Below are 14,257 nucleotides of genomic sequence, written 5' to 3' on the forward strand. Positions count from 1 at the left end.
ATTATTAAGCATACACATGGGCAATACAGGCAATACATCAATGCTTCTGGTCGAGTGAATATCTTTTGCTTAGGTGAAAAGATTGTAACGACAGGAGGAGGGCTTGAGCTGTGGGTCTAGGGGGAGACTTAGACTAAAGTCGAGGTTAAATCCTCGTCTCAGGCAAGTTACTGCGATCTGTCAGCCATGATATGCTATGAGTATCTTAGGAAACTCATTGAAAAGGATGGATGTCATGCTACGGGATTACGCAGATCGACACCCTCGGGCAAGAGCGGCATTGCTTAGCGCTGTATGCTTTTTGCTGGCCTGTATCATCGGTTATCTGGCACCTCAAGGAACAGACGGAATGAATGTAAGTACCCGACCTGCAGACCAGTCAACTTCAAATGCGATTCAGACAGACCATAGCATTTATTTTCAGTCACAGCATGTAGCCCCTTCGCAGACCTACTACATGTCGAGTCGTACATACAGATAGCTGCTTGCAAGTAGAGTGGTCCAAGCCAGCAATAGAAAAAAGCTTTCCCGAACCGTCGGGAGAGCTTTTTTTTTCGAATATAATTGAATTTATAAGTTTTAGCGAAGCTGAGCAAATTCGATATCGTAAGAAAACTTCAGCCAAACGCGGTCTATCTTCTGTGGAAGTACGTCGAAAGACGTTTTTTTTGCGTGACATCTTTAATATCCTTAACGACTGGAAGAGGGGGCCTCCGCCTGCAGACTCTCTTGCATAACGGAACGCCAGCCGGTATAGGTGCGCCAGGCTTCTCCGTTCTCCAACAGGAGCTTGCAGGTATAGATTCCTTCCTCAATAGAATCCACACGGCCAGCGACATGCAAGCGGACTGCTCCATTTAGCAATACCTGATTCATGAATGCCATGTGACCTTCACCACGCAGGACCTCTTCAGTAACTCGAATCTGGGCAGCAGGAGTCCAGGTCATCTCTGGCAGCTCAGCCTCCAGACCGAACATTTCCGGATCAATGACCTCCATGGTTGTATGACCAGCATCCAACCGGTAAGTGCGGGTAGGTCTATTAATGTGAAGATCCTCCGAACCCTCAACGCCCTGAATAATCAATGCACTTTGGTAATTCAAGCGATTCAGGAGCTTGGCAGTTCGTTCGAATACCGTATTATGGAAAACACCGAACACGATGTATGGTGAATGGTTGTAGTCCACCAGCTTTTCCATGGTATTCAGTACAGTACGTAGTCCCAGTTCCACACGAATGGAGCGAAGCCTTTTGAGCGGTTGGCACCATGCCTCGGCATGCATATAGGTCACTCCTGAAGTTACCGCTGCTCTGGCCATGAGCTCGTTAGCCGCCTGTTCAGGATGAATCCCCAGCTCCTTCAGGAGTATTGACAATGTAATGCCCCATTTTGGAGGGAGCGGAGAGGTTCCGTGAAGTGTGACTGGTAAGCCCGCTGCTGCAAGCAGAAACGCTGTTGGAAAAGTGGCAATGAAGGACGAGACTCTACCGTCGTAGGGGCCAGCAAAATCAATGCCTTGCTGCAGTGCAGGTCGCTGAGCATACTTGCGGCAGGTTAGCACGAATGCCTCAAGCTCCTCAACGCTCTCCATCTTGATGCGTTCCGCAGCAAGGAAGGCACCGATCTGTGCAGGTGTGGCTGTGCCGCCAAGAATATGCTCTGCGGCCTGCAAGGCTTCTTCGTAGGTGAGGTCACGGGCTCCGCGTTTGCCACGTCCAACCTCCTTCAAGACATCGATCATATTCATCGTCAATTCTCCTTCTCGGATTACTATGCTCTGAGCATTTCGTGCGCTTTGACAATAGAGATTGCTACATCGACAATACGCTTGCGATCATTCATGGCCTTCTTGCGCAGGACATCATAGGCTTCGGCCTCGGGTATGCCGTTAATTTGTCCAAGTATCCCCTTAGCTTTATCAATCCATTTCCGCTCCTCCAGACGTGCGTGCAGTTGCTCCCGTTCGCTATGCCAGTGCTGGCGCTCGAAGAATCGCTTTTCTCCAAAATGCAGTGACCAGTGAAGCTCCTGCTCCGTCATAGATGGGGTAAGCACTCCGTCAATGGATACATTTACTTCGCAATCCTGCAGCGACGACTGGGCCGTCTCGGTACTGCACCACCAGAAGATAGGTAAGGACCTCTGCTTGACGAGGGTATTTCCCCATGTCTCTATTGAAGAGAGTGGCAGGTGTAGGATCATGGCATCCGCATGCTGGATGGACTCACGAACGATAGCCTCGCTACCGGAAGGATGCACCTGATAACCGTAGGATAACATGATGGATTCAGGATGATATTTGGAAAGATTCTCCGGCGGTTGGGCGTCAATAATAAGAAAAGAACGCATGCTGGGAATTTCCCTCCTGTAGTATCGGGTTATATAAGCTAACATATGATTGCTTGCTAACGAGCAGGTTTCGCATCAGTAGTGGTGTCTTTTCGTACATTTTGGAGGTGTTTTAACAAAAAAGCAATCATTTTTTTCTGAAAATGTGATTTTTATTGCCTCTTTTTACCTTATTCTTCTGTTACTTTATAGGTTAAACACTTTTTGCGTAAAGATAGTTGACATCATCGTGGATTCCTTTTATATTAAAGTTAATATTACCTTAACTTACAAGGTCATTAATCTGATGGATACAACGGCGTATCTGTCTGGAAGCGGCAATGAAGCCCGTCTTCGTGTAGCATAGAGCGATGTCTCTTTGCGCATGAGCGGGCTTTTTCTGTTTCCGTGCTGCCATAAGGCTTGAAGCTCGCAGAAGGGGGATATGTAGGATGGGAAATGCAAAGAAACTGGTACTGATCGGAAATGGAATGGCAGGTATACGAACAATAGAACATTTGCTGAAGCTTGCTCCTGATGCGTATGAGATCATTGTTTTTGGAGAGGAGCCGCACCCGAATTACAACCGCATTATGCTGTCGACGGTCCTGGCGGGAGGCTCGGATATTCGCGATATCGTCATTAATGATTGGGATTGGTATGAAGAAAACGGGATTCACCTTCACACAGGGGATCCAGTCCAGCACATTGATCCTGCGAATAAAGTGGTGAGATCTCTCAAGGGTGTGGAGGTAGCTTATGATGTGCTGCTTATTGCCACAGGCTCCAATGCCTTTATTCTACCTCTTCCTGGAGCCAATAAAGAGGGTGTCATCGGCTTCCGCAACATCCAAGATTGTCACACGATGATGGAGAGCGCCAAGAAATACAGCAAGGCAGCCGTCATCGGCGGTGGCCTGCTGGGCCTTGAAGCAGCACGGGGACTTTTGAATCTGGGGATGGATGTATCTGTCATTCATAATAGTGATGGGCTTATGGATCGCCAACTGGATAGACCGGCCTCTGTGATGCTACAGCGTGAGCTAGAGGCTCAAGGAATGAAGTTCCTGCTAAGCCACCAGACGGCAGAGATCATGGGACGCAAGCGGGCGAATGGACTTCGTTTCGCGGATGGTACCACTCTGGAAGCGGATCTGATCGTGATGGCTGTCGGGATCAAGCCCAATATTGAATTAGCCAAATCCGCAGGCCTAGATACGAACCGCGGTATTATTGTGGATGACTTCATGCATACCAGCATCCCGGATATCTATGCTGTAGGTGAATGTGCAGAGCATCGCGGGATCGCTTATGGTCTGGTAGCCCCTCTATATGAGCAAGGTGCGGTACTAGCCAAGCAGCTGGCGGGAATTGGTAGCGAGGGCTACGCAGGCTCCGTAACCTCCACCAAGCTGAAGGTATCTGGTGTCGATGTATTCTCTGCAGGCTACTATAACGATGAGCCAGGTATGAGATCGATGCGTTATCAGGACGAAATAGATGGTGTGTATAAAAAGATTGTCATCCGCGACGAGCGTCTCGTCGGAGCTGTACTGTTCGGGGATACCTCCGATGGAGCGTCCTTGTTCTCGCTGATTAAAAGTGGTGAGTCTATTACAGGCCGGGAAAAAGAGCTTTTGCTCGGATATGCGCCAGGTCAAGCGGGCAATTCAGGCTCGGCCATGCTTGAGGCCATGAGTGAGGACGAGATCATCTGCGGCTGTAATGGTGTGAGCAAGAAGGACATTGCAGACGCTGTTGCTGGCGGTTGTCGAACAGTCGGCGAGATCAAGGCTTGCACGAAGGCGTCTGCTTCCTGCGGAGGCTGTAAGCCACTAGTGGAGGGCCTCCTTCATTTATATGCGGGAGATGAGGCGACATCGGTCAAGGAAGGTATCTGTGGCTGTACCTCGCTGAGTCGGGATGAGATCGTAGACAGTATTAAAGAAATGGGTCTGATGACTGTCAAGGAAGTTATGAATGTGCTGGGATGGGAAGAGGAAGGAGGCTGCTCCAAGTGCCGTCCTGCCCTGAACTATTACCTGGGGATGCTATGGCCAGCTGAATATGTGGACGAGAAGGAATCCCGCTTCACCAATGAACGATACCATGCCAACATTCAAAAGGATGGTACGTATTCCGTAGTACCTAGAATCTATGGTGGAGTTACCTCGCCAGCTGATCTGAAGAAGATTGCAGATGTCGCTGAGAAGTATGAAGTGCCTTTGGTGAAGTTCACGGGTGGACAGCGGCTGGATTTACTTGGCGTCAAGAAGGAGGACCTGCCGAAGATTTGGGAGGAGCTGGATATGCCTTCCGGGCATGCTTATGGCAAGACCCTGAGAACGGTAAAGACCTGTGTAGGTAATACGTTCTGCCGTTTTGGCACACAGGATGCAATGGATATGGGTATTAAGCTGGAAAAGGCATTTGAACGGATGAATGCGCCAGCCAAGGTTAAGCTTGCTGTCTCCGGCTGTCCGCGTAACTGTGCAGAGGCTGCCATCAAAGACGTCGGTATTGTAGCCATTGACGGAGGCTGGGAATTGTATGTCGGCGGTAATGGGGGCATCAAGGTACGTGCAGCGGAGCTGCTATGCACCGTCAAGACAGAAACGGAAGTGCTGGAATGGTCATCGGCCTATTTGCAATATTACCGTGAGCAGGCCACCTGGAACGAGCGTACAGCCCACTGGATGGAGCGTGTCGGTATTGAAGCGGTTAAGACAGCTCTCTCGGACCCGGAGGAGCGCAAGCGCCTGCAAGGCAGACTGGATGAGACGTTAAGCTACACAAGAGATCCTTGGAAAGAGATCGTCGAGGACGGCGGACTTCGCAAGAATTTCGAACCTTTGGCTGGCCTGCAGGCTGTAACAGAGTAATATAGGAGGGGGAAAAGAGATGGAGAGCAAGATTCGTGTAGCACATCTGAGTGAGATCGACAAATTGGGTGCAAGAACCCTTCGCATAGAGGATAAAGAGGTAGCATTATTTCGCTTGCAGGATGGAAGCATCAAGGCGCTGGAGAATCACTGTCCTCACAAAGGAGGAAAGCTGTCTGAAGGGATGGTCTGTGGTCACAAGGTTCATTGTCCGTTACATGATTGGAAGATCGACCTGGCAAGCGGCAAAGTACATGAGCCGGATGTAGGAAGAGTGACTACTTTTGTCACAGAGATTGACGAACAAAGTGGGGATGTCTACATTCTGGTCAATGGAGCGTAGAAGCCTGTCGCGCTTAATGGCGGGTCAGACTGTATTAAATATGGAGCGGGCTAGTGATGGATGCGTCGCATGCGGCTGCATGAATAACGACACAAATGCCTGATATGATGTGATGAAATGATTGTGGCGCTAAAGTGTAAAAGAAGGTGAGGGCTGGCAAGGGACTGACCCCTGTTTGTGAGACAGGAGTCAATCCCCGAAGCTGGTCGCTCTTCTTTTTTTTGCCTGAATGGATTCCCGCGCTTGCAACGACACTACACTCACCATTGCTCTGGTTATAGCACTGGCAGAAGGAACAAACTTACTATTATAATATTAATTCATTTATAGCTATTAACCTGTACTGGAGGAAGTCAGTTGAGAGGAACCCAAATCTATCTTAGACCGCTGGATCAAGAGGATGTTCATCAGAGTCTTAGGTTGCAGACTGATAATCGCACATTTTTTGAGAAGTATGCTGTGTCCCGCGAGGAGACTTTCTATACCCTCAAAGGTCAGGCAAACCTGATTGCACAGAAGCAGTTGGATGCCCAGAAGGATGAAGGCTATTACTTTGGTATCTTTACCAATACAGACGATGTACTGATTGGCACGATCCAACTATTTCATGTTAATCGTGGCTCTCTTCATAAAGCGACCATGGGATACCTTTTAGATAAGGAGCATAACGGTAAAGGCTATGCTACGGAAGCCGTGAACTTAGTGGTTCAGTATGCGTTTGGAGATTTGGATCTTCATTGTATTGAAGCAGGTGCAATGCCTCATAATGCTGGCTCGTTAAGAGTGCTTGAGAAGGCAGGCTTCCAGCAAGCGGGTCTGGCTCGAAAAAATGTGATGATTGCTGGCAAGTGGGAGGAACACATTATGCTGTCCATAATGAAGCCTCAAGATTAGCCATGCATTCATTATTACAGGGATTCCAAGAGTGATTGGAATCGAATGCTGCAAAATGCTGATATAGCTATTATTGCAATAAAAGGGACTTACCCCGGACGAATGAATCGTCTGGGATAAGTCCCTTGAACTTCATCTCTGTTTACGCAGTCTCGCCCGCCCGCTTGGTGCTCAAGGACAGCCAGGTATAGCGCCACTTGACCTGCATGACGAGCAGCAGGATCAGGGCCAGCACAGCAACCATACCGATCGTAATAAAGCCGAGAGAGTAGGAGCCTGTAGCCTTATACATATTGCCGAGTATTAATGGTAGCGCGTATCCGCCGAGACCGCCTGCTGCACCAACAATGCCTGTCATTAATCCAATTTCATTAGAGAAACGCTGTGGCACGAGTTGGAATACGGAGCCGTTACCAGCACCCAGGCACATCATGCCGATGAACAGAAGGGCAACGACTACAGGCAGTGATGGCAGGAAGGATACACCTACCAGCATGAGTGCCGCACCTCCGTAAAGCATTGTAAGTACCTTGATGCCGCCGAAGCGATCTGACAGATAACCACCTACTGGTCGGAAAAAGCTGCCTGCGATAATACATATGGTTGCGATATCAGCAGCTTGAATAGCGGACAGGCCATATTGCACGTTGAAGAAAATAGTAAGATAATTCGCCAAGCCTACGAACCCACCAAACGTTACGCAATAGAGTAGACAGAATACCCAGGCATCCCCTTGGCTCAGCACCTTGGCATAATGGCTTAGACGCTTGGGTGCAGGGCGATTGGGGCTATTGGAGGCCAAGATGGAGAACAGGATAAAGACGATGAACATCGGAATTGCAGCCAGGCCGAACACGATCTTCCAGCTTCCGAAGTGCTCAGCGATCCGATTGGCGAACAGGGTCGCGAGGACTGTACCGCTGTTGCCTGCACCGGCAATCCCCATGGCCAATCCCTGATGCTCTTTAGGATACCACTGACTTGCAAGCGGCAGGGCGGCTGCAAAGGAAGCGCCAGCTACGCCGAGCAGCAGCGCTACAACATAGAGCTGATCCAGCGAATCGACCCATAGCCATCCCAGTAACAAAGGAATAAAGGTCGTGGCCATTCCCAGTTGCCCCGTTAGCTTTGGGCCGATGTAATCGGATAGAAAGCCGAGCAACAGACGTAATATGGAGCCGCCTAGCACTGGGAGAGCTACCAGGTTGGCTTTTTGCACCGGGTCCATAGGATAATCGAGGGCAATGAGTACGCTAAGTGGCCCGATCATGCCCCAGATCATGAAGCTGATGTCGAAATACAAGAATGAACTTAATAGGGTAGGCTTGTGCCCGCTTTTCCAAAAACTCGTCTTATCCATCTAACCACTCCTCTGTATAGCCTGCTCAACCCAAAAAGAGGCCGCAACTTGTCCTGATGACATAAGTTGGCGGCCTCTTTGCCGACACGAAATAGCACGTCATTGTGCCTTCGCTGGATGAACATGTAGCCATGTTATTTTGATTCAAATTATAAAAACTAAAATATTAAATGTCAATATTCATGACACATAATTTTATAAAAACCTGTATTTTCGTTTTTAAACCTTTTTTGATGTTAATTTTGTTGACTTATCTAAAATTGCAGATTATATTAGAACTAATATGAGCAGCACAACGAGGTGCTGCGTGTAATCGGCAATGGGGCCCTTTTCTTTTAATGGAAAAGGGCTTTTTCTGTCTACAGGAGAGGGAACGTTCACCAAGAGGCTTTTGCGCTGCAGGTGAACGATTGAGTTAGGTTTTCTGACTTTGATGAATGAGAGCTATTAATACAAGCTGGGAGCTGGAAGTGGGGAGTGCCATGGAGAGAACTAGACTACTCATCATTGGTAACGGAATGGCTGGAATCAAATGCGTAGAAGAGATTATACAGCTCGCACCAGACCAATTCGATATTACGGTCATTGGGGATGAGCAGCAGCCCAACTATAACCGGATTATGCTATCCAAAATGCTGCAAGGCGGGGCTGAGCTGAATGATATCATTCTAAACGATTATAGCTGGTATGCAGAGCATGGCATTGAGCTGATTACGGGGGAACGGGTTATTGATATTGATCCGCATGCCCGAACTGTCTTGACGACTGCAGGGACTTGTCGTACGTACGAGCGCTTAATCATAGCTACCGGCTCATCCTCTTTCATTCCGGTGCTTCCGGGTGTGGACCTGGAGGGTGTGATTTCATTTCGAAATATTGAGGATTGCAGCAGAATGGTGGAATATTCCCAGCGCTATAAGAAGGCAGTTGTCATTGGTGGCGGACTATTGGGGCTTGAGGCTGCGCGCGGGCTGTTGCACCTGGGAATGGAGGTCGTTGTTGTGCACAACACCTCATATCTGATGAACCGGCAGCTGGATGAGCCAGCCGCCAGGATGCTGCAGGCGGAGCTGGAAGGCCAAGGTATGCAATTTCGTTTATCAGCGGATACGAAGAGAATTAAGGGCAAGAAGCAGGTTACTGGCCTCGAATTCGCAGATGGCACTGAGCTGAAGGCGGATATTGTGGTGATGGCCATCGGTATACGCCCTAATGTTGCGCTAGCCAAAAACTGTGGACTACAGATGGGGCGAGCGATCGTGGTGGATGACTATATGCGAACGAGCCAGCCTCATATCTACGCTGTAGGGGAGTGCGCAGAGCATCGCGGAATTACCTACGGTCTGGTTGCACCATTATACGAGCAGGCCAAAGCGCTCGCTGCACATCTGTGCGGACAAGAGCATGAGGGGTACCGAGGTTCCATTCCGTATTCAAAGCTAAAGGTTTCGGGAGTCGATGTATTCTCGGTCGGCAATCTGAGCGAGCCCGGAACAGACACTGTTATCCAGCAATATGATGGCATTCGTCGCACTTACAAGCGGATAACAGCCAAGAATGGTGTCGTGCATAGTGCTGTGCTATTCGGCGATACGATGGAAGGAACGACTTTGGTAGGCATGGTGCGCAGCAGCGCTTCTGTCAGCGAATTAGCGGCAATGACAGCTGCTCGGGCGGATACGGGAAACGATGGCTCCTTGAGCCTGGTGGCTTCCATGCCAGATCAGGAGACCGTCTGCGCATGTAACGCTGTGAGTAAGCGAACCATCATGAATACGATTCGTGAGCATAATCTGCAGTCGGCGGACGAAGTCAGAGCACATACCAAAGCCTCCGGCTCCTGTGGCGGATGTCTCAATATCGTCAAGGCGTTGGTACAGTACGCTCATACCGATGTGGGAAACACTAGCCAGGCTGCTGCTTCGCCAGTCCAGAGGAAGGCGCCACTATGTGAATGCACTGATCTGACTCACGCTTCCTTGCGTAGCCACTTGGGCGAGCTGTGCGAATCTGATTCAGGGCTGACGGCTGTAGCGGCTATGGCTAGGCTTGGGTGGCGGTCACCGGCTGGCTGTGGGCTCTGCATGCCTGCAATTGAATATTACATTGACATTTTGCATGAAAAACAAGGATTACAGCAGACCCACAATGAATCGGCTCATCAGGAACTGACCCCTTCAGGCAACAGCTTGTATGTGATGAGTCATTCTGCTGACCCTATGTCGGGAGCATTGGCTGAACAGGGGAGAAGACTAGCGAGTCGGCTCTCGGAGAGCTGGAGCGGTATAGTTTTTCCAACTAGGGTCAACGCTGTCGTCAATACTATCAACGATCCCTTTCTGGTCCTGCACGTACAATCGATTGGACTGATGCGAAGTCCCATAGGCTGGGAAGTCTATGCTGGTGGTCATTCACACTCGCCAATCTGTGAGGCGCAGCTTGTCGGGATGGAAGAGGATGAGGAGCATGCGCTTCAGCTTCTAATGGCATGCTTGCAGCTCTACAGACATACCAGCGAGTATGATGAACGAATGTCTGAGTGGCTAGAGCGGATAGGACTCACCACGGTGCGTGAGCAGTTGTTGGATCTGGAGCAGAGAGCAAGCTTATTGGACTTGATCCAACGCCGTGTGAGAGTACCACTTGAGCAAACCTAGAGAAAAAGAAAACAAGATAGAGGGCAGCTAGACCTAGGGAGGCAACGAGCATTATTCATCTTAGATGGCAATGAGCATAATTCATCCTAAATAGAAATGGGGAAAAGGGATGCTAACTACATTGACGCAATGTCCTTTTTGCAGTGTACAATGCAAGGCTGATATACGGCTGGAGGAGGGAACTCCACAGGGTAGCAAGTCGTTCGTTGTCCAAGGAGCTCCTAACGCGGCTTCCCAAGGAAGATTATGTGTCAAAGGGCAAAATGCCCATCAGCATGCACAGGGGCGCGATCGCCTGAAGCAGCCGCTGATCCGAAAACATGGCGAGCTTACCCCTGCTAGCTGGGCGGAGGCGCTGAGTCTGGTAGCTGCGCAATTCAAGCAGACTACATCCCGATATGGCCAGAATGCTATCGGCGTATATGGGGGTGGCTCATTGACCAACGAGACGGCCTATATGCTGGGTAAGTTCGCTAGGGTGGCGCTTGGCACTAGATATATAGATTATAATGGTCGCTTTTGCATGTCAGCAGCAGCTTCGGCAGGCGTCAAGACGTTCGGCATGGATCGAGGGATGACCTGCCGCCTGTCTGATATTGCCGCCGCTTCTTGTATTATTCTGGCGGGTACCAACATAGCGGAATGCCAGCCTACGCTAATGCCGTATTTTCTCCAAGCCAAGGAGAAGGGGACGAAGATCATTGTCATCGACCCAAGATATACAGCTACGGCTGCCCTCGCAGATATTCACCTGCCAATCAAGCCGGGCACGGATGCTATTCTGGCTGCTATGTTCATGAAGATCATCGTGTCTGAGGGACTGGTTGATGAGGATTTTGTTGCTAGTCGGACGGAAGGCTATGCAGAGCTGCAAGCTGAGCTAGCTGGGCTTGATCTGGCCGAGATGGCTGATCGTTGTGGGCTTGCGCTTGAGCAGGTGCGTACAGCCGCCATCATGTACGGCGATGCTCCGACAGGGATTATATTCACAGCGCGAGGAGTAGAGCAGCAGACAGACGGTCATCTGGCTGTGAGGGGACTGCTGAACCTCGTGCTTGCTACAGGCAAGATTGGACGCGAGGGCTGTGGTTATGGAGCGGTGACCGGACAAGGCAATGGGCAGGGCGGAAGAGAGCATGGACAGAAGGCAGACCAGCTGCCAGGTTACAGATCCATTGAGAACGATGCGGATCGAGCTTATATTGCTTCTGTATGGGGAATACAACCGGAGGATCTGCCGCGCCAAGGTGTATCTGCTTATGAACTACTTGAACGGATGAATTCGCAGGAGATACGTACGCTGTTCATTATGGGCTCCAATCCTGTCGTCTCCAGTCCGCATGCAGATCGAGTGGAAGAGGGCTTGAAGAAGCTGGATTGCCTCATCGTTGCAGATATGTACCTATCCGAGACTGCGCGGATGGCAGATGTAGTACTGCCGGTGACGTCCTATCTGGAGAACACAGGAACCATGACGAATCTGGAGGGACGTGTGCTTCTGCGTGAGGCCGTTCAGCCACCTCCAGGTGAAGCTTGGCATGATTGGATGATTCTGCGGGAGTTGGCACGGAGCCTAAGCAAGGAGCAATACTTCCAGTATACGTCGGCTGAAGAAATATTCGAAGAGCTGCGAATTGCGAGCAAAGGCGGAACAGCAGATTATTATGGAATAACCTATGAACGTCTGAGACAAGAGGGAGGAATTTACTGGCCCTGTCCCGCAGAGGAACATCCGGGTACAGGCATGCTATTTGCAGAGCGATTCGCTCATGCAGATGGAAAAGCGGTCTTCGCACCGTTCCAGCTTCCTCAGCAGACAGAATTCCCGGATGGAGAGTATCCGTTGACCTTAACTAATGGAAGGGTGCTGGCTCATTATCTGACGGGTGTACAGACCCGTCGCAGCCCTGCACTGGCTGCCAGACAGCTGCATAATTTCGTGGAAATTCATCCACAGACAGCTCAGCAGTACCGGATTAGGGAAGGTGAATGGGTAGAGATATCATCCCGGCGGGGCAGCTTCACTGTGCGCAGTAAGTACAGTGCTGCGATTCGCCCAGATACGATCTTCGTCCCCATGCACTGGGGCGGCATTCAGAATGTGAACAAGGCTACGAATCCGGCGCTGGACCCATTTTGCAAAATGCCAGGCTTCAAAACGGCCGCTGTTCGCATACGGACAGCAACTTTGGACTAACCGAACTGTTGAGCAGCATGCAGGGAAGTATGATCTACAGGAATGTACTGAATTACGTGGAGTGTCGACAGATCAGAGGATGCAGATGTGAAAAGGCAAGTATCCGTAGTATTTATACGGATGCTTGCCTTCTTATATGCATGCTGGACAGGATCTTTGCATCATGGGACTTCATCTCTTTAGGAGCTTTAAACTGCCTACAAAATGTTAATTTTTATTAATTTGTGATTGACAGTATGAAAAGATATAAAGTAACATTGTTTTCATTATTGTGTGAAATCTTTCGGAAATAAGGAGAGAATTATGGACTTTAAATCGAGTTTTTCAGAAATCCACGCTATTTCTCGAACAATATTCCAAAATCCAGAGCTTGGCTATAAGGAATTTCAGACCAATAAACTGGTAAAGGATTTTCTTCAGCGGGTGAACCCGGATATTGAGCTGGAGAGCTTCAGCACCACAGGGCTCAAGACTACTCTCGGCACCGGCAAGTCGCTAAATATTGCGTTCATTGCCGAGCTGGATGCTGTCTATGCACCCTCGCATTGGCAGGCCGATCCGGCAACAGGTGCGGCTCATAACTGTGGGCACTACACCCAGGTTGCCATCGCCCTTGCTCTCTATCAATACTACTACAACACCAAAGCCTATGAAGCGCTGGATTATGCGCTCACCTTTGTCTTCGTGCCTGCGGAAGAGTATCTGGACCTGGCCTATCGGGATCAGTTGCTTGAGGAAGGCAAGATCTCCTATTATGGCGGCAAGCCGGAAGCGATGAAGCTCGGCGTCTTCGATGATATTGATATTGGAATTTGCGTGCACGCTATGGGTGGGGAATTCGAGCGCAGAACAATTGAGATTAATTGTGACCTCGCTGGCTTTTTGTATAAAAAATATACTTTCAAAGGACAAGCCTCGCATGCAGGCTTCGATCCCTTCAGTGGTAAGAATGCCTACAGCATGTCAACGTTGTTCAATGTAGCGCTTGGTCTGGCTCGCCAGCAGCTGCGCGATACGGAGAAGATTCGAATGAACCCGATTGTATTGCAGTCCGATATGTCTACGAATGTAATCCCTAATCATATCACTGTCGGTAGTGATCTCCGTACCCAAACAGTAGATTACATGAAGCTAGCTGCTAAGACGATGGACAAGGCTGCTTTGGGAAGTGCACTGGCTCTTCAGGGTGAGGTAGACATTGCTACTCAAATGGGGTATTTGCCATTTGTGCAGGATCGTTATCTGTCCGAATTCGTGCGAGAGGCCTTCCTTGCCAACGATGAAATCGAGGATATCTACAATAATAACGCAATCAGTGCCGCAGGAGACATTGGTGATCTTGCCTACATGATGCCATGTATTCAGATCGGCTACAGTGGCTTCACGGGGACGATCCATGGGGATGATTTCAAGGACATTGACCCGGAGTTCATCTATGAAGTGTTCCCAAGATTTCTGACGCAGGTGTTGGAGCGAATGAGCGGTAGCATCGACCGCAGTCGGTTGTATCGGAGAAGCTTTGCTTCCTATGAGCAGCTGCTAGCATCCATTGTTGAGACTCCTTAGCCCAAGGTTTGAATAATCCGACGGTATA

10 protein-coding genes are annotated in these 14,257 nt (G+C 49.6%); 7 read left to right on the top strand and 3 right to left on the bottom strand.

Annotation, left to right across the window (positions count from 1 at the left end):
* The first annotated feature begins 235 nt into the window (after nt 1-235).
* Nucleotides 236-481, top strand: a complete 246-nt coding sequence (locus K331_RS32075) for a hypothetical protein (RefSeq protein WP_018884624.1) — start codon at nt 236-238, stop codon at nt 479-481.
* Between the two features lie 209 nt (nt 482-690).
* On the opposite strand, the gene K331_RS0126815 is transcribed toward K331_RS32075, so the two are convergent.
* Together K331_RS0126815 and K331_RS0126820 are read right to left on the bottom strand one after the other, a co-directional pair.
* Nucleotides 691-1,749, bottom strand: a complete 1,059-nt coding sequence (locus tag K331_RS0126815; protein WP_028592693.1) for an anthranilate phosphoribosyltransferase — start codon at nt 1,747-1,749, stop codon at nt 691-693.
* Between the two features lie 23 nt (nt 1,750-1,772).
* The gene (locus tag K331_RS0126820; RefSeq protein WP_018884622.1) at nt 1,773-2,351 is read right to left on the bottom strand and encodes an ANTAR domain-containing response regulator; all 579 of its coding nucleotides are present in this window, start codon (nt 2,349-2,351) and stop codon (nt 1,773-1,775) included.
* Nucleotides 2,352-2,782: 431 nt separating this feature from the next.
* Here K331_RS0126820 and nirB point away from each other — a divergent pair, with 431 nt between their 5' ends.
* The 3 genes from nirB to K331_RS0126835 all read left to right on the top strand — a co-directional run bounded on the left by nirB (nt 2,783) and on the right by K331_RS0126835 (nt 6,449).
* Nucleotides 2,783-5,212, top strand: coding sequence for a nitrite reductase large subunit NirB (gene nirB, locus K331_RS0126825; protein ID WP_028592694.1), 2,430 nt, complete (start codon nt 2,783-2,785; stop codon nt 5,210-5,212).
* A gap of 19 nt (nt 5,213-5,231) precedes the next feature.
* Nucleotides 5,232-5,555, top strand: coding sequence for a nitrite reductase small subunit NirD (nirD, locus tag K331_RS0126830; protein WP_028592695.1), 324 nt, complete (start codon nt 5,232-5,234; stop codon nt 5,553-5,555).
* Between the two features lie 357 nt (nt 5,556-5,912).
* On the top strand, nt 5,913-6,449 hold the full coding sequence (locus K331_RS0126835; protein ID WP_028592696.1) for a GNAT family N-acetyltransferase: 537 nt from the start codon (nt 5,913-5,915) through the stop codon (nt 6,447-6,449).
* Nucleotides 6,450-6,591: 142 nt separating this feature from the next.
* Here K331_RS0126835 and K331_RS0126840 read toward each other — a convergent pair whose 3' ends face one another.
* Nucleotides 6,592-7,809 carry an MFS transporter gene (locus tag K331_RS0126840; RefSeq protein WP_028592697.1) on the bottom strand — a complete coding sequence of 406 codons (1,218 nt, stop codon included), beginning with the start codon at nt 7,807-7,809 and terminating at the stop codon, nt 6,592-6,594.
* Nucleotides 7,810-8,291: 482 nt separating this feature from the next.
* On the opposite strand from K331_RS0126840, the gene K331_RS0126845 reads away from it, so the two are divergent.
* The 3 genes from K331_RS0126845 (at nt 8,292) to K331_RS0126855 (ending at nt 14,229) form a co-directional block, all read left to right on the top strand.
* Nucleotides 8,292-10,466 carry an FAD-dependent oxidoreductase gene (locus K331_RS0126845; RefSeq protein WP_028592698.1) on the top strand — a complete coding sequence of 725 codons (2,175 nt, stop codon included), beginning with the start codon at nt 8,292-8,294 and terminating at the stop codon, nt 10,464-10,466.
* Between the two features lie 109 nt (nt 10,467-10,575).
* Complete coding sequence (gene nasC / locus K331_RS0126850; RefSeq protein WP_028592699.1) at nt 10,576-12,663, top strand: assimilatory nitrate reductase catalytic subunit NasC; 2,088 nt, start codon at nt 10,576-10,578, stop codon at nt 12,661-12,663.
* Nucleotides 12,664-12,966: 303 nt separating this feature from the next.
* Nucleotides 12,967-14,229: a M20/M25/M40 family metallo-hydrolase gene (locus K331_RS0126855; protein ID WP_028592700.1), complete on the top strand. Its 1,263-nt coding sequence runs from the start codon at nt 12,967-12,969 to the stop codon at nt 14,227-14,229.
* Nucleotides 14,230-14,257: the final 28 nt, after the last annotated feature.

Source organism: Paenibacillus massiliensis subsp. panacisoli DSM 21345 (genome assembly GCF_000426545.1).
GTDB classification, from domain to species: domain Bacteria; phylum Bacillota; class Bacilli; order Paenibacillales; family Paenibacillaceae; genus Paenibacillus; species Paenibacillus panacisoli.

Excerpts from the sequence above, each read along its gene's own strand:
- nirD (WP_028592695.1), top strand. The coding sequence starts at position 5,232 with ATGGAGAGCAAGATTCGTGTAGCACATCTGAGTGAGATCGACAAATTG.
- K331_RS0126820 (WP_018884622.1), bottom strand. The coding sequence starts at position 2,351 with ATGCGTTCTTTTCTTATTATTGACGCCCAACCGCCGGAGAATCTTTCC.
- K331_RS0126845 (WP_028592698.1), top strand. The coding sequence starts at position 8,292 with ATGGAGAGAACTAGACTACTCATCATTGGTAACGGAATGGCTGGAATC.
- nasC (WP_028592699.1), top strand. The coding sequence starts at position 10,576 with ATGCTAACTACATTGACGCAATGTCCTTTTTGCAGTGTACAATGCAAG.
- K331_RS0126815 (WP_028592693.1), bottom strand. The coding sequence starts at position 1,749 with ATGAATATGATCGATGTCTTGAAGGAGGTTGGACGTGGCAAACGCGGA.
- K331_RS0126855 (WP_028592700.1), top strand. The coding sequence starts at position 12,967 with ATGGACTTTAAATCGAGTTTTTCAGAAATCCACGCTATTTCTCGAACA.
- K331_RS0126840 (WP_028592697.1), bottom strand. The coding sequence starts at position 7,809 with ATGGATAAGACGAGTTTTTGGAAAAGCGGGCACAAGCCTACCCTATTA.
- nirB (WP_028592694.1), top strand. The coding sequence starts at position 2,783 with ATGGGAAATGCAAAGAAACTGGTACTGATCGGAAATGGAATGGCAGGT.
- K331_RS32075 (WP_018884624.1), top strand. The coding sequence starts at position 236 with ATGCTACGGGATTACGCAGATCGACACCCTCGGGCAAGAGCGGCATTG.